Origin of the sequence: Pseudocolwellia sp. AS88 (genome assembly GCF_030551755.1) — a bacterium.
Classification (GTDB): Bacteria; Pseudomonadota; Gammaproteobacteria; order Enterobacterales; family Alteromonadaceae; genus Pseudocolwellia.
On sequence record NZ_JAUPEC010000004.1, the window covers coordinates 90,867 to 111,625 of the forward strand.

Here is a 20,759-nt window from a genome sequence, read left to right on the forward strand (position 1 = left end):
AGCATGTACGAGAGTTATTACGGATTTAAAGAGCGTCCATTTCAGTTAAGTCCTGATCCACGCTTCTTTTTCGCTTCTAATCATCATCAAAGAGCTATGTCTTATCTACAATATGGATTAGATCAAGGTGAAGGATTTATTGTTATTACTGGACCTATAGGTACAGGGAAATCAACATTAGCCCGTAACCTATTAAATAACATTAGTGACTCTAAAATTGTTGCGGCACAATTAGTAACCACAAAGCTTAACCCTGTTGAACTATTAGAATTAGTTATTTCTGAATTTAATATTCAATCTAAAGGCGACAGCAAAGCGGAATTACTACAAGCTATTGAAAAGTTTTTGATCTCTTTACATCAACAAGGTAAAAAAGCTTTACTGCTCGTTGATGAAGCACAAAACTTACCGTTAGAAACAGTTGAAGAGTTAAGAATGTTATCTAATTTTCAGTTAGATAATAAACCGCTTATCCAAAGTTTTTTACTTGGACAAGAAGAGCTTAAAGGTATTATTCAAGCACCTACAATGGAGCAATTTAGACAACGAATTATAGCTTCAGCTCATCTTAAGCCGCTAACAGAAGATGAAGTTAAAGAATATATTAACCATCGACTTCAGCAAGCGGGTTGTACACGAGAAAATGTATTTTCTGAATCAGCTTTTGGCATTATTCATGAAAAAACATTAGGTGTACCAAGAAAGATCAACATTTTTGTCGATCGCCTTTTACTGTTTGGTTTTCTAGAAGAGTTAGACTGTATTGATGAAAATGCCATTAAAGAAGTTGCTGTAGAAATGGAAATGGAACTAACCGGTTCTATTAACAACAATACACTTGAAAGTAATGAGCCGTCACAGCAACAACAGGTTGTTGTAAATTCGACTGAGAAAGTAGAAAACATTAAAGATGTTTTACGTGAAGTTGAAGAAATATTAGAGACTTCTATCAAGCAAAAAATCAAGATGGCTCGATACGTCGACAAGTTATTAAAGCATAAAAATAGGCTATATGCTGAAACAAACTTTGAAGATAAAGAATAAAGAAATATTAAAAATGAGCTTTGATTTAAGCTCATTTTTTATTTGCACATTAAGCTTACTTATAAATCACCAACAATGTCACTTCAAATCAAACACACCCGCTTAACCTTTGGATGTAACGAGATTACTTAACATGAAAGTATGGATCCATTTTGTTAGAGCTCCAATTCGAGTAACATCGATAAGTCGAAGACGTACTTACTCGAGATTAAAACGCCAAATGATCCGTTTAAAGTTAGCACTGTCTCAAGAGAAAGCCGAAACCAAAGAAATGCTTAGTATTTATAGGAAATACACGAGAAGACAAGCTACTCCTGAAGAAATAGTTTTAGCTAACAAACAATTGGTCGATATTTTAAAAGGACTAGGTCTAGGCGTTTTCGCAGTATTACCTTTTGCTCCGATCACAATTCCTATCTTAATAAAAGTAGGACGATTAGTAGGTGTAGATATTTTGCCAAGTTCATTTAATCGAGAACAAAAACCTAAATAACAACCCAATCATCTACTCTAAATATGAAATAGACTGATCTGTTACGCATTGTGTAAAACTTTTCTTTTTCTCATCTAAAGAAAGTGAATTTATAGCCTTTCTAACTAAGGTCATTCTTTCTGCTTTTTCGTTAGCTGGTAAATCATTCAGTTGATCACTAAAACAGCCTAATAAGCCATAATTAATAGCTTGTTCAGAGCTAACCGATTCATCGCCTAAACAACTACTCAACTTCTCAGCTAATCGAGTTTTATCCATCTTTGTAATGAGAATATCTAACGAGTATTCACCATAACCTTGATCATTATTTTTATTGCAGGCAAAAAGCATATCGGCAACAGCCACAACAGGAATTAATTTATTATGTTGTTCGGCAAACTTATTCTTTAACCACTCTTGGTGTTCAGACAAATCATTTTCTTGTGCTGACATTACGTTAAAGCTGCATACTAAGCTTAACAATGGAATAAATAGTTTGGAATATAAACTCATTTCACTTCTCACTAATTTAAACGGATACACTTAACTCTTATTGGACTTAAGTAATTTTATTCAATAACTTCGGTAACTATTTTAGCTTATTTTCTTAGTTAATCATTATTATTTAAAAATACGAAACTCTTGTTTTGATAAAGGTTACTTTTCATTGATGCCGCCTCATGTTTAAATAACATCAAACTTTATGTTGGATAATATCATGTTTAGATCTCTACCGATTTTAGCTCTTCTTTTTCTTTCTTTTTCAAATAGCAGCTTCGCCAAGTCTTCTCCTGAGCAGTTACAAGAATTATTGCAACAACATAAGGGCAATGTTATTTACGTCGATTTCTGGGCTTCTTGGTGTGGTCCTTGTCGTAAATCATTTCCTTGGATGAACGAAATGCAAAGTAAATATGATAATTTAAAAATAATTAGTATTAATCTTGATCAAAACAAAGAACTCGCAACTGAATTCTTAACCAAAACACCTGCTAACTTTTCAATTATTTACGATCCAAAAGGTCAGCTAGCTAAACAATATAAAGTACAAGGTATGCCAAGCAGTTACATTTTTAATAAAGATGGTGAACTCGTTAATGCTCATATAGGTTTTACAGAGGCTAAGCAAAAAGCATATGAGTCGGAACTGCAAGAATTTATGAAAGAGTAATCTTTCACTTTCGTTTTTTCATAGGACAAGTAGCCGTGCTTATAATTTTTGCTTATTAAAACAATTAACCTAATATTACTTTTTCAATAACAACCAGGCTTGCGCATAGTCAGGCATAGTTTTATTAGCTTGATGATAATCTTCCCAACCTTTATAGCTTTCCACCAATAAATCTAATTGAAATAAATTATCGTCGAAAGCACCACCTTGATCAGCTAAAACGCCCATTCGGCTTATTCTTTCCCCTTGCTCAACAAAGCTCACTAAGAAGAGCTTCCCCAAACCAAGATCTTTCACATTGCCGGCAAAAGTGACATGAGGTTTAACAGCAATTTTACTCGCTAATGTTTTACCGTAACCCATAATGCTTGGTACTTCAGCAAAGTACCAATAACGAGATTGCTCTCTTTTACCTATGCTGTAATCATAAGCAATACCGTTATTACGATGAACATTAAAGTAACGTAACTTGCCGTTTACCGTAAGTACGCCTGTACCTTGTAATAGAACATCATGTAGTGATTCTTCACTTATCCATACCAAAGGTTCGGCTAAGTTATCTTTAAGTAATGCACCATCAATAACCTCTTGGCGAGTAAACTTAAATCGCGTTAAGGATTTATCTTTATCAGCTTCTTCAAGCGATAAATCTTTTTCATCAAAAGGTAATTTATAAAGTGCTTGGTTATATTCATCTGTTTTCACCGGGCTTGCTGATAAGGTTTTAGTGTAATACTTAGTTAAAAAAATCTTATCATCAGGAATATTATTCAACATCCGAGATTTCACTGCATTAGTACTTTTAATCGCTATTTCTTTTGCCGTTTGCACATCAGGCATCCAACGATAAAAAACAAAGTTTTTCTTTAAAAATTTGGCATCATGTAATCGGCTCGGTCTTTGAGCCTTTATATCATCACGATATATTTCACAGATATAATTGAGTGTATATTTAACTTGATCCAGTGAGATATTTTGTCCGAAAACATCGCCAGCTTTAACACCAAAAGTATCAGCACTATGTTCATCAAGGTAATTCTTAGTGTTTTCAGCCACAGAGCATAACTGACTACCTTGGAAATTTTTCAGCACACCTAAATTCAGATCAAAACCATTTTCATCAGCTTTAACTTCAACAAATTCATATGCATATGAAGTACTAAAAACACTAAAGTTAGAAGATAAAAGAAATAACAATAAACAAAATTTATTTAGCATGAAAAAATCCAGGTGAGGTGTTCATCAACATAGTAGCTTAAAAGTAATACCCTTTTCATTACTTAATTGATCTATTTTGTTTCAAACAATAACAACAAAATTAACGACATATATCAGATAACAGGTAATTCTGTTTGTATAGAAGACGATGCCAAATCAGTTGGAATTAATACATAAAATCAACACCTTGCCTGTAAACATCGAGATTGTTTTATAGCTTTAGCTTTGTTCTACTTTGCTCCTAAAACAACAAACTGGCATAATGGAGTACTTATAAATAAATGCACTTTTACTGGTTCTAACTTATGACTATTGAAGATACTTTACAGACAAAATTACAAGCTGAATTCTCTCCATTATTTTTAGAAATTGAAAACGAAAGTCATAACCATGGCGGGAGCTCTACAACAAGTCATTTTCGAGTGGTTATCGTTACTGAGGCCTTTGAAGGCTTGCGATTAATAGGCAGACATCGCAAAATAAATAGTTTGTTAGCTCATGAACTTGCCAACGAAATCCATGCTTTAGCGCTTCATACATTCACACCAAAAGAATGGGAAGACAAAGGTCATACAGCAACACTTTCTCCAGCTTGTGCCGGTGGTTCTAAAGGTTAAAAAAGCTTTTATTATCTTTTAACTAACTCTTTTTATCTTTGCAAAGACCAACCCCAAAACTCAAGCCAATTCAGAAGATGGAGATATTATGAAGATTACAGCAGCTTTATCTGTATCTCCAATTGAAATAATCAGTGTCGCGGGACAGAAAATTTACATCAAGCGTGATGACCTACTTAATACCCATTTTTCAGGTAATAAAGCGCGTAAGTTCGCTTATTACCTTCAGAATAATCAAGACTTAGATAGTATCACTCACCTTGTCAGTTATGGTTCAATTCAAGCCAACTCATTATATTCTTTAGCTGCTTTAGCTTACCTCAAAGGTTGGCAGCTTGATTACTACGTTAATCGCATCCCTAGTTGGTTAAAAGGCTCTACTTTAGGTAATTATGGGCAAGCAGTAGCCTTGGGCGCAAACATTATCGAATTAGACGATGCTTTGCTCGACAGCATGAATATTAATTCGAAAGTAAAAACTGAAAACCTTGATAGCATCATGACTTTATTTTCAAAAAGCCTATCAAACAACAACTTATTTATCCCTGAAGGTGGACGTCATTCTTTAGCGCAAATAGGCATTAACACTTTAGCGCAGGAAATATCGGATTATTGCCTTAATCATGGTCTATTCAGTCATCCCAATAAGATTCAAATAATGCTGCCCTCAGGTACAGGAACTACCGCACTATTTTTACAAACCTGGTTTAAAGAAAACAACATATCAATTGAAGTATTAACCTGCCCTTGTGTTGGTGATGATAGTTATCTACAACAGCAATTTTATCAACTCAATACCAATAAGAGCCACTGGCCAACAATATTGAAAAGTAATAAGAAATTTCATTTTGCTAAGCTCGAAAAAAGCCACTACCAACTATGGCAACAACTATTACAAGAAACAAAGATTGAGTTTGATTTATTGTACGACCCTATTGGTTGGCAATATTTACTAGAATATATGGAAACACTCTCAATAGAAGAAAATAAAAACTCCACAACCATTTTCTACCTTCACCAAGGAGGCTTAGTGGGTAATCAAACCATGTTACCTCGTTACAAACGGAAATACCCTGAGATATTCTAAACAATTTGTTGCGTTTTTAATCACAATACCACTAAAAGAATAAAGCTATTTAATAACGCCTTTGATAAAATTAGCACACTTAAATTAAGTCACTATTTACCAAGGTTTTTTACATGTCATCACCTGCTTTACCTTTCTATAAACGACTATTATTTATAATTGCAGCCGCTGTATTCACTTTATATTGCTTAATTTGGGTGCTTTCTTCTCCTCTTATTAAATACTTTGCAAAAGAGCCTTTAGCTGAATACGGATTAACCTTATCTGAAGATGCTTATATCAGCTACAACCCCTTCCTAACACGTATAGATATTAACGATTTAGTTCTATTCAAAGATAATGAAGTGGTATTTAAAACCGATCAATTAGCATTACAAATAGCCTTACATAAAGTACCTTTCAAAATAATAGAGTTAGAAGAATTTTTAATTGATGGTGTATTGGTAAAAATAGATAAAAATCAGAATGACCTGATTGTTGCAGGAGTTAACCTCACACCTAAAGAGTCTAAAGCTGGTGAAGAAGAATTAGCAGTAGAAGAAAATACAAGTGAATCAGCTGAAGAAGTATCAACAGAGCCTTCAGCTTTTGAAGTTCAGCTTGAAAGTTTACTGTTATCAAATGCAATAATAACGGCTTTAGTCGACGGAAATGCTCACGAGTTTAATATAAAGAAACTGCTGGTAAGTAATGTTCAAGCAAGCCAAACTCAGCAATCTGCAACTATTGAACTCACGTCTTTACTTGATGATGCAAAAATAAATCTCACCAGCCAACTTAATTTAGAAAACAATGAAGGCAATATTAATAGTACCCTCAATGTAAGTGAGTATTCGCTTGATAAAATCAACCATCTTATTCAACCGGTAGAAACTCTGAGTGGCTTATTTTCCTTTTCAAGCACACCAAATATCACCATTACCAATAAGGCTATAAAAGTTAATATAGAAAATACCAAATTAACCACTGAAAGCATTATTGTAGAAGCTCAAGAACAACATATTAATTATGATAATTTAATGTATGTGATTAGTGACATGGCACTTAGCATGAGTAAAACGGATGATGATCAACATTCTGCAAGTAAAATCACAGCAAAAATTAATAACGCGCAGTTAACTGCCAACAACTTAAAAGCGAAAAACGCAGAGCAAAATATAAATCTAGATGATTTTGTTTATAGTATGGACGGTGTGGCTGTTAGTTTTGATCAAAGTGAAGTAAACCCTACACAACCACAAGCTACTGCCGCGAATAAAATTAATGCGACAATTCACAAAACTCAATTATCAACTACAAACCTTAAAGCCGATACCAAAGAGCAAAGTGTTCATTTAGATGACTTTTCCTATAATATGGATGAAGTTGCAGTAAATATTGACCAAAGTGAACTTAACACTACAGAACCCAAAGGGACGCCTGCCAGTAAAATTAATGCAACGATTAAGGCAACTCAATTATCAACCAATAACTTAAGTGCTAACACAAAAGAACAACGTGTTAACTTAGGTAGTTTGCTATACAACATTGATAATTTATCAGTAGACATAAGCCAAGATGAATTTACAGGAACTGATACATTACCTAAAAATGAAATACAGGTTAATGTTAACAGCACAGATTTAACTACTAAAAATCTCGCTGCATACACTCAAGGGCAACGCATTCATTTAGATAACCTACTTTATAGTATGACTGGCTTCTCTATAAATATGGGTAAAAATGCGCAGCAAAAAGATCAAATAAAAAGTATTGATGCGCAAGCTCAGTTTATTTTAACTAAAGCCTCTATAGAAGCATTACCAGAAGTATCTACGGAGAATAATGAAGCTGACCACACCAACTTACCTAAAATCCTCTTTTTTGAGGAATTAAACCTAAGTAATATATCGCCAAAATTATCAGATAATCCAACAGGAAATATTCAAGCAGATCTTTCTGTTCTTGTAGATTCATTAAATATTAAGCAACTACTGTTCTCACAAACCAATGCTACGGAACTACCGCCTGTTGCGACCATCGACAACATAAGTATAACAGATATCAATGGTTCAGCAGTTGCTTTATCACTGAACGAAATTAATATCGACACAATCAAAGGCGATATTATTCTAAATAAAGACAAAGTCTTAGCTAACTTAGTTAACATAGCAACAGCCAACAAAGCTGAACCCACTATACAAGAATCTCAAGAAATAAAAGTTGCAGACAAAACGACGAAAGTAGTTAGTAATAAAAAAACTAAGAAATCAAAGAAAGCTAAGAAAACAGAAATAGCGCAGGAGAAACCTGTCGAGCCAATTAGCACCGAAGCGCCGTTTTACATTAGCTTAAATGCAATCAATGTTATTAATACCAATCAAATCAATTTCATTGATAATAGTGTAAATCCTACTTATAAGCGCAGCTTCATGATAGATGAACTTTCTGTAGGTAAACTTAGTAATATTAAAGAAAATGCCAATAACAAAACACCTATATTGTTAAAAGGTAGAAGTAACAGATACGCAAACTTCGCATTCGAAGGTTTTATCCAACCTTTTGCCACTAAAAAAACTTATCACCTTAAAGGTAACCTAAACGAATTATCTTTACCTGATGTTTCTACCTACATGAAAGATGCATTAAAACTTGTTCTCAAAAGTGGGCAATTAAACACAAAACTCGACGTTACCTTAGTTGACGACGAAATAGATGGCGACGTTAATATCAATATAAATGGCCTTGAAACAGCTGCAGCTAATGACGAAGTCAACGTAGTGAAAGACCAAGTAGGCATCCCCTTCAATGTTGCTTTAGGTATGCTTAAAGATGGTAATGGTGATCTAGTTCTTGATGTACCCTTATCAGGTAAAACATCATCGCCATCATTCGGTATTAGTAGCTTTATAGCACTTATTACCAAAAAAGCCGTAATGTCTGCTACACAAGACTATTTAATGACAACCTTTGTACCATACGCCAACATAGTATCGGTTGCTATGACGGCTGGAGAGTTCATATTGAAGTTGCGTTTTGAAGACCTTCCATACGATCCTCAGCAAGTAGAACTTAATGAAAAGCAGCAAATATACATACAACAGTTTGCCGCTTTAATGAAAGATAGAAAAGATACCCGTGTAAAAATTTGTGCTATCAGCGTACCTGGCGACATTGGTTTACCTGTAGGACAAAAGTTAACGCCTGAAGAAATCAAAACACTCAAAGATATAGGCGACCAACGCGAGCAAGCTTTTAAAGATCACGTTGTAGAGCAAGCGCAAATTGAGTCAGGCAGAATACTTTTATGTACACCACAAATAGATAGCAGCAAAGACGCAATACCAAGAATGGTAATTTCAGTTTAAGCTAGACTTTATATAGTTAAAATCTATCTCCTAAAACTAAAAAATCCTGTTGAATTGAATCAACAGGATTTTTAACATTGAGATCAAATTATCAGCGATGAACTATTCTATATTCTGGATCTGCTCACGCATTTGCTCAATCAAGACTTTTAATTCAACAGCTGAGTTTGTGATATCTGAGTTGATTGATTTAGAGCCAAGTGTATTTGCTTCACGGTTAAACTCTTGCATCATAAAGTCTAAACGGCGACCTTGAGCGCCACCTTTTTTAAGAATACTTTTGGTTTCTTTTACATGGCTGTATAAGCGGTCTATTTCTTCATCAACATCCATCTTTTGTGCAAGTAAAACTAACTCTTGTTCAACACGAGTTGATTCTAGTTCTATTTTAGCGCTATTGAATTTATCGATAATGCGGTTACGTTGCCATTCAATAACTTCAGGCATGAAAGCTTTTACTTTTTCAGCTTCAGCAGTTATTCCATCAAGACGTTGTTCAATTAACTGCTTCATGTTTTCGCCTTCACTTGCTCTTGCAGCAATAAAGTCTGTAAGGGCTTGATCAAAACCAGCTAATATTTCTGTTTGGATTTTACTCATGTCAGCTTCTTCAGCTTCCATAACACCCGGCCAACGCATAATCTCAACAGGATTAAGTTTACTATTGAGTGTTTGTTCATTTATCCAACCAGCATGTTCAATAAGCTGAAGTGCTAAATCTTTATTTAACGTTAGATTGTTCTTTTCAGATGCATTAGCATTAAAACGAAGGTTACATTCAACTTTACCGCGGTTTAATTGCTTTCTAAAACGTTCTCTTAATACAGGTTCAATACTACGAAATTGCTCTGGGAGCCTAAAGTATGTTTCTAAAAATCGTTGGTTTACGCTACGAATTTCCCATACGGCGTTGCCCCAATCACCTTTCACCTCAACACGTGAAAATGCAGTCATACTATGGATCATAATTTAGCCTAATAAAATATTTGGTATAATTATGCCCGAATGAGGTAAATGGCGCTAGTATTGCTCGTACTTCTCTTATTCAAGCTTTTAACTATTTAATGTTAGGAATTTAAAAATGTGTCGAGCAGTAGAATATTAAGGAAATAAATTCCTTTATTTTGGAAGGAATAACTGATGTTGTAAAAATCGAGTAATAAAATAATCGTACTTAAATTACTCGACGTTATTAGCATTCATTAGGTGTTTAAATTTAACTAAACTACAATTAAGGTAAGGTAATAATTACTGATGTACCCTTACCTTCTTGGCTTTTTATTTTGATATCGCCCGCTAGTTTATTTTTGATCAGGTCATAAGTCGTGCTCATACCCACACCTACATAACCACGATCACTACGAGTAGTAAAAAAAGGTTTAAACACTTGTTCTAATGTACTTTTATTCATTCCTTTACCGTCATCAATATAAGTGATTTTAGCTCCACCCTTCGCACCCTTTTCAATTTTCAAAGCTATTTTACCTTTACCGTTATTATCAAAACCGTGTTTTAATGAGTTATTAATTAGATTTAATAAGGCTAATGCAATATAGCTAGGAACTGACTTAATCATTAATTCTTTTTCACCTGAATAATGATAATCAATATCACTTTGATCAAATTCAAAATCATAAAGCATCATCATTTTTTGTGCGTAAGCAATTACGTCAAAATTCTGAATATGAGTTTCATCTTGATCTGCCGCAATAAGGTTAAAATGTTCTAATAAAGTCACTACAGGTTTAAGTATTTCAGCTTTTTTAATATCATCGGCTGATGTAAGTTGATCCTTGAGGTTATCTAAAGATAAACTGATTGCATAGGTAATATCAGAGGCTATATACCCTAAAGCAGCAATATTTTCTGATTTAATTAATTGATTCTCTCTAACTGACAATAATAAATTATCATCATTCTTTAATAATTGAGTGTTTTGTGTCGAAGCATTTTTAACTTTATTCCACATCATGTACGTAATAATTAAAGCAATAACCAACATAATAAGAAAAATATAAAATAAAATTTTATAAATAGATAAATTCTTATTATCTTGAGTCATACCTGTTAGCTTTATTGCAGTATTATTTGCCATTCGTTTTTGTTTTTCTAAATTGGCAGTTAAATCTATTATTATTTTCTCTTGCTCTTCAATTTTTCCTTCATCAGCTACGTGCAAATCTTGCTTATTCATTTCTAATTGTGATTTTTGATCTTGCAATTGCTTTTCTAAGCTCTGTAACTCCTCATTTTTCGTCTTAATTTCACTATTCTTTTTAGCGATTGTTTGTTGCGCGATTTTTAAACGTTCCGAATGTTTTTCTAAAACAAAATTATATTTCTCTGAGCTTTCTTCACTTAATTTCAACCTATGATTTAATAGGTCTAATAACGCTTCTTGTTTTATAACTTTAGCTTCAAGTGCCTGTTGTTCTATTAACTTTTGTTTTTTTTGGGTTTCTAATAAAAAGGTAGGACTTGCTGATAGTAAGTTCTGGTTGTTCTTTTCATCCATAAAATAAGATAATTCAGGCATGGTTAACTTTTCATCAATAATATTGGGATAGTTAACCTCAAAAATCATGTTCGATCTTTGTTCATTATATTTAATATTCACCATCATATCAGAGTTCAATTTAGTGCCTTCGGTAATAATTAAAACATGTGAACCACTAATCTTATTTACTAATATTGATAAATTTCTTTTATTTGATAATGAAGATATATACAAAATATTAACGGCTTTAGCTTCATCAACATCTTTAACCAAGCGAACTATAATATCTTTACCTTTAATACCTTTGTAGGCAAAAAAATCACTAAAATATTCATATTTTTCGGCATCATTATATACACCAACAATGAATGCCGATTGCCTATCTTCTTCAGGCCAACTTACATGTTTTAAAAACTTACTTACTAACGTAGCTTTTTCAAACTCAAGTGTTGAGCTTTGTGCCCAAGTTTGACCTCCTGTAGAAAAAAACATACTAACAATTAACAATATCCAATTTGATTTTAATCGCGCAAAATTTGCTTTCATAACATACCTTGTAAAACTGGTTTAAATGAGACCAACTACATTTTAACAAATGTATACATTTGACTTTAATGAACCAAGTGGCCGGATTCCCTTCCACTACTCTTTAACGCTGCTGTTTTAAGTTTAAAATAATGACTTGAAAACAATTTAACTCAATGCATCAACTTCAACAAATTTCTAATTTCATATATCACAAATCAACAATTTAAATGTTAGGAAAATCAATCATACAAGATAGGTGAGCTATATAAAAACACCGCTATTTGTATGTTTTTAATTACTTAATTATACATATTGAAGCGTTAATAAAATTTAATATATCGATATAGTTGCATAATGTATACGCCCTCTTTAATTAACAACACAATAACAATTAACCCATAAGTTTATTTACAAGCATAAACATAAAGCTATATCCCCGTCATCACTGTAAATGTAGGACTTCAGCAGGAATTAAAATTCATTGAGGAAAATATTAATTATTTTTGTTTTATGACGATATCTAGTTATGGAAATACTACAAAGCGTTTTTCAGAGATGGATTTATTTGAAGAATATTATTTATATTGGCAATACAAGTATTAACGTACTAAAAACCTTATAGTTACTTACATTAGAGCTTATAAAAACTTACTCATTATTAGATATGACTAGACGCAGCGAAGTATAAGTAAACGTAATAACAGCTTTAATTCTTCTTAATATAAAGAATATTTAGCACCTCATTATGTCAAATTACAAGCCGAACGATTATAATGCTCGGCAATTATTTAATGTTAGGAATTTAAACATGCGTCCAAGCGGCAGAACACTAGGGCAAATCCGCCCAGTTACTATTACTCGTCAATTCACTGCACATGCTGAAGGTTCGGTATTAATCGAATTTGGCGACACTAAAGTTATTTGTACTGCCTCAGTTGAAGTAGGTGTTCCTCGTTTTTTAAAAGGCCAAGGTAAAGGTTGGATAACTGCTGAATATGGTATGTTACCGCGTTCAACACATACACGTATGAGACGTGAAGCTGCAAACGGTAAACAAAGCGGTCGCACACTAGAAATTTCACGTTTAATCGCTCGTTCTTTACGTGCTGCTGTTGATTTAAAAGCATTAGGTGAAAACACAATTAGCTTCGATTGTGATGTTATTCAAGCAGACGGCGGTACTCGTACAGCTTCTATCACAGGTGCTTGTGTTGCATTGGTTGATGCCCTTAACTATATGCGTGCTAAAGACATCATTAAAACTAACCCACTTAAGCACATGATTGCTGCTGTATCAGTTGGTATATACAAAGGCGAAGCTGTTGCTGACTTAGACTACCCTGAAGATTCCGTTGCTGAAACTGATATGAATGTTGTAATGACAGACACAGGTAAGTTAATTGAAGTTCAAGGTACAGCAGAAGAAGAACCGTTTAGCTTTGACGAAATGCAAGAAATGCTAACACTAGCTAAAGCGGGTATTAACGAGTTATTTGATATTCAAAAATCAGCTTTAAGTTAATTAGGACAAAAAATTAATGAAAAATTATCAACGTGAATTTATTGAATTTGCTTTAGCTAAAAACGTATTACGCTTTGGTGAATTTACTTTAAAATCTGGCCGAACAAGCCCATATTTTTTCAATGCTGGTTTGTTTAATACTGGCGGTGATTTAGCTAAGTTAGGTCGTTATTATGCGTCCGCTTTAGCTGATTCGTCAATAGAGTTCGATTTACTCTTTGGACCGGCTTACAAAGGTATTCCTATTGCTACAACTACAGCAGTTGCTTTAGCCGATCATCATAATTTAGACATTCCATATTGCTTTAACCGTAAAGAAGCTAAAACTCATGGTGAAGGTGGCTCTTTAGTAGGCTCTCCACTTGAAGGTAAAATTATGTTGGTTGACGACGTAATTACCGCAGGTACAGCTATTCGTGAATCAATGGAGATTATTAAAGCCCATGGTGCTGAGTTGTCAGGTGTACTTATCGCTTTAGATCGCCAAGAAAAAGGCAAAGGCGAACTATCAGCGATTCAAGAAGTTGAACGTGATTTTGGTACACAAGTTATTTCAATCGTAACTTTAGCTGATTTAATTACGTACTTAGAAGAGAAAGTAGATGAAGATCCGAGTTTAGTTGATAGCTTAAATAGCATCAAACAGTATAGAGAAACTTACGGAATTTAGTTCACTGTATTTAGGTTAAACGCAAAGTTATTGAGTATTTAACAAAAATGATGCAATAAAAAACCCGCTTTTTAGCGGGTTTTTTATTAACTAGAAAAACTTAAACACTTAACTCAAACTGATGCGATGGCTGCTTCTCATAAGCTTGTATAATATTTGAGTAATAACCCTCTATACGCTCAGATCTTGCTTTCACATCATTAGAAATTGAAGGTGCAACTTCTTCTTGAGCTTTCAAGGTTTGGCTTATTTGCGTGTCAAATAGCCTACTTTGACTTTCTGAACTGGCTTCATCACGAAATACACCACTATTACCAATATAAGGTGATGCTTTTTGTGGCTGATTATTACCCTCACTTTCATCTAACTCTACAGTTGCTAAATCAACTTGAGCTTGGGCTATTAGATCTGCAGCTTGTGCCGCAACTTTTAAATCTTGAGCAGACGGATCAGCAGGCGCAAGTGCCGCTGCGTATACTTGTTCCATTTTAGCGATAGTCGCTTGTGGGTCATCAGGAACTGGCGATAAGTCTACAGAAACTTCTCCAGCAACAGCGTATTTATTACCATCAGGGCCTATTTCAAATTCATACGAAGGAGAGCCAGTTGCGCTTCCTCCTACCGAGGCATGCGCTAATTCATGAGCTCTAACTTCTTGATCACGCGCCTTAAGTTGTTGGATCTCTTTTTCGTTTTGAACCGCTTCTACACTTTCTTGGCTATTTTCAGGTTTTTCTTCTGAGCTTTGATTAGCACTTTCTTGATTGTTTTCTTGATTGTGCTCTTGCTCACCTCGCCCCGATCTTTCAGCAATTTGGTTAGCATTTTTCTCAGCAGACTTTTGTAACTCAGTAAAATTAAACTGATCACCTGATTGATCAGATGCCTTGTGCTTATCAGCTGTGCCTTTTTCTGCAGGCGAACCATTGGTTTGAGTGGGTGCAGTAATAATAGGTCGGCTAGCATTTTCTTGACGCAAGTTATCCGTAGGCGGGTTAACCGCCGTAGCAACAGGTAACGGATTAACATGCGGTGTGATGTTCATTTTATACTCGAACGTCCAGTAAAGTACCTAAGGTTTCATCAGCAGTTTTTATAACGTTAGCAGAACCTTTCGCTTGGAATTCAGCAACTTTTAAATCTACAATCGACTGTGTTAAATCTGGTTGTGTTTGCGTTTGTAATTGTGCTGTTGCTGTCGTTTCACTTTGTTGTAAAGATTCAGAGCGATAAGATGTACTCGCCGCTATATCTGATGCCGCTTTACTTGCGTCTTCATTCGCTTTTTGAAAACCTTGTAATCCACTGCTAAATGCAGATTGTATTTCCATAAATGCCTCCTAATTTCTCTTCATAAAACATATAATTTAAATGTTATGTCTGAAGAAAAATATTTGTATTTTTAACGCGTGCCCATAGTTTAATTATTAACCATAAACGCCAAAAAGTAAATGTTATGGCCCCTTTATAACCAAGATAAAACCTAAATGTAGGATAATCCTAAAGTAATAGTTTAGGCTTTATTCGTCTTCAAAAGTTCAATTGAAATTTTATAGATGTTTTTGCGCCCATGACAAGAGCACCTCATTAAATTCATCACCATGAGAAATAAATGGAGCATGGGAAGCTTTATCAAAAATATGTTTGTCGCTATTAGGAAGTAAATCATCTATTTGTGCAATTGCTGCCTTTGGAACTAAGCTATCTAACCTGCCATATAAGCGTAAAAAAGGTAAGGTTAACCTTGATAAGTCATTACGTAGATCGACCTTCTCAAGTAATTGTAATGAGTCACTTAAAGTTTGCTCAGTAGGTACAGGATATTGCATCACGAGATTTCGAATCGTTTTTATATCTTGTCTTATATTTGGGCTCCCCATTGCTTGAATCTTTAAGAAACCCTCTAAAGTTTTTTTAGTGTCTTGTGCTAATTGTTGATAAAACATAGTTAGCACACTAGGTAATATACCAGGCCATGATGAGGCTTCACGTTCTTGGCTGAGAAAACATGGGGAACTAGCTACAGTTACGCAAGCTAACACTTTTTCGGGAAAACTTAATGCTAACTGTGTAGCAACTAAACCACCTAATGACCAACCAACATAAATAGCAGGCATACCAACTGCTGATTGGATTTCATTAGCAACATTCTCCAATGAATAGTCATTTAATTTATGGTTTATGTTTAACCCAAAGCCTGGAAGATCTACTGTTATAATATCAACGTCTTGCTGTAAAATTTTAATCGTAGGTTGCCAAACAGCAGAGTTAAGCCCCCAACCATGAATAAAAACTAACGGGATATTTGAGGTGTCTTTGTGATTATTTTTAGTGGGATATCGAGTTGTAGTTAGCGAATTACTCATTTTATTTATATACTGATTTAAATGGGTTTAAGTTTACTTGAAGGCTGTTCAAAATGGAATTTGATACTGTAAGTTTTAAACGTGGTACATATAGTTATATTAATACCCTTAAACGGTTTATACATAGGTCGTCATTGATTTTATCATCATGCGATTTATGTGGAAATAAATGCCAAGAATACCCTCTAATCTGTCAATTTTGTTTACAAGATTTACCTACTTTTAATTATCCTATCATATCTTCTGACTTGCTTAATTGGCCTGCCATTAATAAGTTAATACCAAAGCAAGCTTTTGATCATTTGTATTCATTATCTCCCCATACTTGGCCTTATAGTCAGTGGATAGGTTCATTAAAATATAACGGTAGGTTTGAGTTAGCGGGTTTATTAGCTCGGCTTCTTAATGATAGTTGGCAAACCAATATCAAAAGTATCAACAAATTAAATGACCAACCAAAACCTGAACTTGTATTAGCTGTTCCTCTTTATCTGACTAAATGGCAATTTAGAGGTTATAACCAAGCTCACTTAATTGCTAAAAAGTTTGCTAAGTACAGTGGCATAAAATATAAAAACAATGTCATTAGCCGCATATTAGAGACTGAAGCACAAGTCGGTAAAACGGGAACAGAAAGACGTAAAAACATTAAGAATGCATTTGCTATAAATACTCAAATAATGGAATTACCCAAACATGTCATTTTAATTGATGATGTAGTTACCACTGGTACCACGGTTAATGAAATATCTACATTACTTAAGAGAAATGGTGTAGAAATAGTATCGGTGATGAGCGTAACTATTGCATTGCCCAAATCTGAATAATCTTCATTAATAATTTAATTCATAGGAATAAGAGGTTCAGTATTGAAAAATAAGTCTTATCTATAAAATTTAATTACGTTTGATCAGGTCTGTTTTAGCATCAATCATTTACGTACTTAAAATCATGAACCATCATATTATTCGTTTACTTATAATCACTCTTACTTTATTCACCAGCCTGAACTTATCAGCAAAAGATGCCATTTTAACTACCGGTTTTAACCATGTAGGATTAACGGTTACTGATTTAAACGCTTCAACGAGTTTTTTTGTTGATACTTTAGGTTGGGAGCTAAAAGGCAAAGACACTTCTTACCCAGCAAGTTTTGTTAGTGATGGCGCAATGCTAATTACACTCTGGCAAGCCATCAAACCTGATGAAGCCGTAAGTTTTGATCGAAAGAATAACGTAGGTTTACACCACTTAGCCATATCAGTTAAAAATATAGAATCTTTAAATATATTGTATGAACGTTTTAAGACAGTACCAGGAGTTGTTATAGAGTTTGCACCAGAGCTTTTTTATAAAGGTCCTTCTCAACATATGATGATAAGAGAGCCAAGCGGTAATAGATTAGAGTTTAAATCTATCAACTGAAGGTGATTAGTAAATTAACCAATCACCTTAATCCCTCAACTTGTTAGCATAACTGAATAATCTAGCGCTACAGTATATTCTCGATTGGTGATCATAAATGTCTTTTTGAAACTTAGCGCTTTGCAGGAGCGCTAAATACCTTACCAAAAAATAAACTATTCGCTAACAATTTTGCACTACCATACCAATAACCTCTGAAAACAAAATTATCAGTAGTTGCAATAACACGCCCTTCTCCAACATTATGCGCAACTAAAGAAGATGTGTTTGCAATTCTAGCGATCAAGCTCTTATCAGTATAACCACTTAGTAAAGGCGATGAAGAGTAAGTTCCAACATTTGTAAATGGGTAATGCAAAGGCTCCATAATCAAAGTGTTATTTTTATATACTGGTAGTTTTGCTTTATTAAAACCGTAAGTTAGCGGATGAGTTGTATCTAAGTTTGTTTCATAAATAGCACCTGCAATGCGTTTTCTAGCAGCTAAATAATCTTTATCTTTATAAGTAAGCTCTGAGGTGTCAAACAATTGATTAATTTGATTCCTACTGACAAACGACGCTTTTAAAATATCTTTACTTGATAACCATTGCGCTGCATATTTTTGCGCAAAAACAACACCGCCAGCTTTTAACCAACTTTCTAATTTAATAACAACAATAGGGCTTAATGTTTGGTAGTTTCCATTAACCATTACAATGTGTGTGTAATCATTTAACTCAATGTTATCTAAGCGATCTTTTTCTACAACGGTTATAGGAATATTTAAGGTATCGTCTAAGTAAAAAAGAATTTCTCCCGCTTCTGTTTCAGACACCCCTTTTCCACCAATCAGTAACACCTTAATCGACTTAAGATTTTTTAAAGATGGACTGCCAAGATCAACACCTTGTGCTGTATATCCTGAAGTTAAAGCAGTAAGCGCAATATGATTTTTTTGAGCAAGTTCATTTAAGCTCTTTTGCCAATGGCTTTCTGTTTGCAAAGCCGTAGGAATAACAATGCTGCCTGCTTCAAATTGTTGTTCTTTACCTCTAATGACGCTAGTAAAACCTTCAATGGCAACTTTAGCTTTAATATTAGAGCTCAGTAATTGATTAAGTAGTTTAGGTGCTAAGAAATCATTCCATTCAAATATATAGGCATATGCTGAACTTGTTAGGCTTGGGTTTTCTGTTGTTAAATTGGATTGTTCTGCTGTTTCTTTCCAAGGAGATTTAGCAAGCTCCAATCCTCGGGTACTATCAATCTTATGAAACTCAATATTCATAGCTAAAGGTAAAGTCCAACCTGAAACATCATAAAAGGTGTTATCTTCAAATGTGGTTGGTGTATCAAATAAAGTTTTGATGACTTTAAATTTTGGTTGATTTAACGGGATGTAATAACTGTAAGCGGGATCGAATACAGTAGATTTAACTTTAAAGTCATCAGTTAATTGGTACACATCAATATGATGTTGCTTCAATTTATTTAAGAAACTTGTTAAACGATAATGATCGTATTTTTCAGTAATTAAATACCCATTAAAGTTTTCTTCTTTAACTTCTTTTTCAACATTTTTATAAAACGATTTCCTATGTTCAATAAACTTATCTTTATTAACCCAAGCACCTTCAATAGTAGAAAGGGAAGTAAGCACATGATTCTTAATGCCATATTCTAGTGTAAGTATTCCACTACCAGTTTCGATTTGCATGCCCATGCTACTGGCCTGCTCGAATAAAATGCCGACACTGCCGTTAATATCGGGGTAAGTAGAGCCTTTACCATAATAAAAATCGTCGAATTGCTCTTGGCTAAAATATAAATGATTTTCCTTATCTAATGCTTTAGCGTGATAAGTTGCCATTAGGTGTGTCAGAGTAATATTGTTTTTCGGGGTTAGTGGGTTAATACGTGAAGCAACTCCTGGTTGAAAGAAGTAACTTTTATCTGAGCCTAATTCATGAAAGTCCCCCACAACATTTGGTTGATAGCGTTGAAAATATGTCATTCTGTTTCGCGTTTCAACCTGAGAAAGTAACAACCAATCACGGTTCAAATCAAACTCAAAGTGATTCCCGCGCCCGGTTCTCCAGCCTTGATGATGTTCAATATGATTAGGATCTGGATTAGTAACTGTGCCTTTATTATCGCTAGCCCAGCTAACAAATCTGTCCATTCCATCGGGGTTACTGCTAGGTTCCATTACAATAATAGTGTCGTCTAACCATGTTTTTACCGACTGATTTTGGCTTGCTGCTAAATGATAAATTACAGCAAGGGCTGCATTGGCACCGCTTAGTTCATCGCCATGTACGCTATAACCTAACCAAATAACTAAAGGTTCATCAGCTTTTTTAATTGAGAAATCAGCTCTGGAATTTAAAATATCATTTAAATTAGCCTGATTCTTTTCACTTGTGATAGTAACAAGTAATTGCTCCCTAAAATGATTTGTTCTCCCCATAACGCTTGTTTGAACAAGCGCTGAGTTACTATCTACAGCCTTAATATAGCTATAAAGTTGATCGTATCGGATATGTCTTTCACCTAGACCAAAACCTAAAATATCGTGAGGTGTAGGAATTTCTTTTTTATAAACATGACCTTCAGGTAAATATTCAGTAATAGATGCAGCCTGAGCTAAAAATACAAAGAAAAATGATAAAACTATAATAGTTGTGCGGGAAAAAGACATTCAATCATCCTTAAAGTGATGCCAAGCTGTTAAGAATCATCTTAAAAACTCGACTTATAGCTAGTAAAAATAACAAAATATTAACGTCTAAACTAGGCTTAACAGTGAAATT

Annotated in this window: 18 protein-coding genes; 10 read left to right on the forward strand and 8 right to left on the reverse strand. The window is 34.1% G+C overall.

The features are described from left to right. The first annotated feature begins 3 nt into the window (after positions 1-3). Together Q5N69_RS04475 and Q5N69_RS04480 are read left to right on the forward strand one after the other, a co-directional pair. Positions 4-1,044 carry an XrtA/PEP-CTERM system-associated ATPase gene (locus Q5N69_RS04475; protein ID WP_304367654.1) on the forward strand — a complete coding sequence of 347 codons (1,041 nt, stop codon included), beginning with the start codon at positions 4-6 and terminating at the stop codon, positions 1,042-1,044. A 133-nt stretch (positions 1,045-1,177) separates the two neighbouring features. After that, entirely contained in the window at positions 1,178-1,537 is a 360-nt protein-coding gene (locus Q5N69_RS04480) for a hypothetical protein (protein ID WP_304367655.1), read from the forward strand. 12 nt (positions 1,538-1,549) lie between these two features. Here the strand turns inward: Q5N69_RS04480 and Q5N69_RS04485 are convergent, their stop codons facing one another. Continuing rightward, positions 1,550-2,029 (reverse strand): hypothetical protein, encoded by a 480-nt coding sequence (locus Q5N69_RS04485; RefSeq protein ID WP_304367656.1) that lies wholly within the window; start codon positions 2,027-2,029, stop codon positions 1,550-1,552. A 205-nt stretch (positions 2,030-2,234) separates the two neighbouring features. Between Q5N69_RS04485 and Q5N69_RS04490 the strand changes: the two genes are divergently transcribed. Then, positions 2,235-2,687: a TlpA disulfide reductase family protein gene (locus tag Q5N69_RS04490; RefSeq protein WP_304367657.1), complete on the forward strand. Its 453-nt coding sequence runs from the start codon at positions 2,235-2,237 to the stop codon at positions 2,685-2,687. 75 nt (positions 2,688-2,762) lie between these two features. On the opposite strand, the gene Q5N69_RS04495 is transcribed toward Q5N69_RS04490, so the two are convergent. Beyond that, positions 2,763-3,905, reverse strand: coding sequence for an MltA domain-containing protein (locus Q5N69_RS04495; protein WP_304367658.1), 1,143 nt, complete (start codon positions 3,903-3,905; stop codon positions 2,763-2,765). 305 nt (positions 3,906-4,210) lie between these two features. On the opposite strand from Q5N69_RS04495, the gene Q5N69_RS04500 reads away from it, so the two are divergent. From Q5N69_RS04500 to Q5N69_RS04510, 3 genes are all read left to right on the forward strand, one after another. Beyond that, entirely contained in the window at positions 4,211-4,522 is a 312-nt protein-coding gene (locus tag Q5N69_RS04500) for a BolA family transcriptional regulator (RefSeq protein ID WP_304367659.1), read from the forward strand. Between the two features lie 88 nt (positions 4,523-4,610). Next, positions 4,611-5,609 (forward strand): 1-aminocyclopropane-1-carboxylate deaminase/D-cysteine desulfhydrase, encoded by a 999-nt coding sequence (locus tag Q5N69_RS04505; RefSeq protein WP_304367660.1) that lies wholly within the window; start codon positions 4,611-4,613, stop codon positions 5,607-5,609. Between the two features lie 113 nt (positions 5,610-5,722). Further along, a complete protein-coding gene (locus tag Q5N69_RS04510; protein WP_304367661.1) occupies positions 5,723-8,956 on the forward strand; it encodes a DUF748 domain-containing protein in 3,234 nt (1,077 codons plus the stop codon). Positions 8,957-9,058: 102 nt separating this feature from the next. Here the strand turns inward: Q5N69_RS04510 and Q5N69_RS04515 are convergent, their stop codons facing one another. Both Q5N69_RS04515 and Q5N69_RS04520 read right to left on the reverse strand, forming a co-directional pair. Next, positions 9,059-9,922 (reverse strand): YicC/YloC family endoribonuclease, encoded by an 864-nt coding sequence (locus tag Q5N69_RS04515; protein ID WP_304367662.1) that lies wholly within the window; start codon positions 9,920-9,922, stop codon positions 9,059-9,061. Between the two features lie 265 nt (positions 9,923-10,187). Continuing rightward, positions 10,188-11,999 carry a YfiR/HmsC family protein gene (locus Q5N69_RS04520; protein WP_304367663.1) on the reverse strand — a complete coding sequence of 604 codons (1,812 nt, stop codon included), beginning with the start codon at positions 11,997-11,999 and terminating at the stop codon, positions 10,188-10,190. A gap of 790 nt (positions 12,000-12,789) precedes the next feature. On the opposite strand from Q5N69_RS04520, the gene rph reads away from it, so the two are divergent. Together rph and pyrE are read left to right on the forward strand one after the other, a co-directional pair. Then, the gene (gene rph / locus Q5N69_RS04525) at positions 12,790-13,503 is read left to right on the forward strand and encodes a ribonuclease PH (protein WP_304367664.1); all 714 of its coding nucleotides are present in this window, start codon (positions 12,790-12,792) and stop codon (positions 13,501-13,503) included. Between the two features lie 16 nt (positions 13,504-13,519). After that, complete coding sequence (gene pyrE / locus Q5N69_RS04530) at positions 13,520-14,173, forward strand: orotate phosphoribosyltransferase (RefSeq protein WP_304367665.1); 654 nt, start codon at positions 13,520-13,522, stop codon at positions 14,171-14,173. Positions 14,174-14,273: 100 nt separating this feature from the next. On the opposite strand, the gene Q5N69_RS04535 is transcribed toward pyrE, so the two are convergent. From Q5N69_RS04535 to bioH, 3 genes are all read right to left on the reverse strand, one after another. Beyond that, positions 14,274-15,218: a putative metalloprotease CJM1_0395 family protein gene (locus tag Q5N69_RS04535; RefSeq protein WP_304367666.1), complete on the reverse strand. Its 945-nt coding sequence runs from the start codon at positions 15,216-15,218 to the stop codon at positions 14,274-14,276. Position 15,219: 1 nt separating this feature from the next. Continuing rightward, positions 15,220-15,504 (reverse strand): hypothetical protein, encoded by a 285-nt coding sequence (locus Q5N69_RS04540; RefSeq protein WP_304367667.1) that lies wholly within the window; start codon positions 15,502-15,504, stop codon positions 15,220-15,222. A 219-nt stretch (positions 15,505-15,723) separates the two neighbouring features. Continuing rightward, the gene (gene bioH, locus Q5N69_RS04545) at positions 15,724-16,539 is read right to left on the reverse strand and encodes a pimeloyl-ACP methyl ester esterase BioH (RefSeq protein WP_304367668.1); all 816 of its coding nucleotides are present in this window, start codon (positions 16,537-16,539) and stop codon (positions 15,724-15,726) included. Positions 16,540-16,592: 53 nt separating this feature from the next. Between bioH and Q5N69_RS04550 the strand changes: the two genes are divergently transcribed. Next, positions 16,593-17,366 (forward strand): ComF family protein, encoded by a 774-nt coding sequence (locus Q5N69_RS04550; RefSeq protein WP_304367669.1) that lies wholly within the window; start codon positions 16,593-16,595, stop codon positions 17,364-17,366. A 124-nt stretch (positions 17,367-17,490) separates the two neighbouring features. Continuing rightward, on the forward strand, positions 17,491-17,964 hold the full coding sequence (locus Q5N69_RS04555) for a VOC family protein (protein ID WP_304367670.1): 474 nt from the start codon (positions 17,491-17,493) through the stop codon (positions 17,962-17,964). A 112-nt stretch (positions 17,965-18,076) separates the two neighbouring features. Here Q5N69_RS04555 and Q5N69_RS04560 read toward each other — a convergent pair whose 3' ends face one another. Beyond that, positions 18,077-20,647: a M14 family zinc carboxypeptidase gene (locus tag Q5N69_RS04560; protein WP_304367671.1), complete on the reverse strand. Its 2,571-nt coding sequence runs from the start codon at positions 20,645-20,647 to the stop codon at positions 18,077-18,079. Positions 20,648-20,759 lie beyond the last annotated feature (112 nt).

Excerpts from the sequence above, each read along its gene's own strand:
- Q5N69_RS04475 (WP_304367654.1), top strand. The coding sequence starts at position 4 with ATGTACGAGAGTTATTACGGATTTAAAGAGCGTCCATTTCAGTTAAGT.
- Q5N69_RS04480 (WP_304367655.1), top strand. The coding sequence starts at position 1,178 with ATGAAAGTATGGATCCATTTTGTTAGAGCTCCAATTCGAGTAACATCG.
- Q5N69_RS04485 (WP_304367656.1), bottom strand. The coding sequence starts at position 2,029 with ATGAGTTTATATTCCAAACTATTTATTCCATTGTTAAGCTTAGTATGC.
- Q5N69_RS04490 (WP_304367657.1), top strand. The coding sequence starts at position 2,235 with ATGTTTAGATCTCTACCGATTTTAGCTCTTCTTTTTCTTTCTTTTTCA.
- Q5N69_RS04495 (WP_304367658.1), bottom strand. The coding sequence starts at position 3,905 with ATGCTAAATAAATTTTGTTTATTGTTATTTCTTTTATCTTCTAACTTT.
- Q5N69_RS04500 (WP_304367659.1), top strand. The coding sequence starts at position 4,211 with ATGACTATTGAAGATACTTTACAGACAAAATTACAAGCTGAATTCTCT.
- Q5N69_RS04505 (WP_304367660.1), top strand. The coding sequence starts at position 4,611 with ATGAAGATTACAGCAGCTTTATCTGTATCTCCAATTGAAATAATCAGT.
- Q5N69_RS04510 (WP_304367661.1), top strand. The coding sequence starts at position 5,723 with ATGTCATCACCTGCTTTACCTTTCTATAAACGACTATTATTTATAATT.
- Q5N69_RS04515 (WP_304367662.1), bottom strand. The coding sequence starts at position 9,922 with ATGATCCATAGTATGACTGCATTTTCACGTGTTGAGGTGAAAGGTGAT.
- Q5N69_RS04520 (WP_304367663.1), bottom strand. The coding sequence starts at position 11,999 with ATGAAAGCAAATTTTGCGCGATTAAAATCAAATTGGATATTGTTAATT.
- rph (WP_304367664.1), top strand. The coding sequence starts at position 12,790 with ATGCGTCCAAGCGGCAGAACACTAGGGCAAATCCGCCCAGTTACTATT.
- pyrE (WP_304367665.1), top strand. The coding sequence starts at position 13,520 with ATGAAAAATTATCAACGTGAATTTATTGAATTTGCTTTAGCTAAAAAC.
- Q5N69_RS04535 (WP_304367666.1), bottom strand. The coding sequence starts at position 15,218 with ATGAACATCACACCGCATGTTAATCCGTTACCTGTTGCTACGGCGGTT.
- Q5N69_RS04540 (WP_304367667.1), bottom strand. The coding sequence starts at position 15,504 with ATGGAAATACAATCTGCATTTAGCAGTGGATTACAAGGTTTTCAAAAA.
- bioH (WP_304367668.1), bottom strand. The coding sequence starts at position 16,539 with ATGAGTAATTCGCTAACTACAACTCGATATCCCACTAAAAATAATCAC.
- Q5N69_RS04550 (WP_304367669.1), top strand. The coding sequence starts at position 16,593 with ATGGAATTTGATACTGTAAGTTTTAAACGTGGTACATATAGTTATATT.
- Q5N69_RS04555 (WP_304367670.1), top strand. The coding sequence starts at position 17,491 with ATGAACCATCATATTATTCGTTTACTTATAATCACTCTTACTTTATTC.
- Q5N69_RS04560 (WP_304367671.1), bottom strand. The coding sequence starts at position 20,647 with ATGTCTTTTTCCCGCACAACTATTATAGTTTTATCATTTTTCTTTGTA.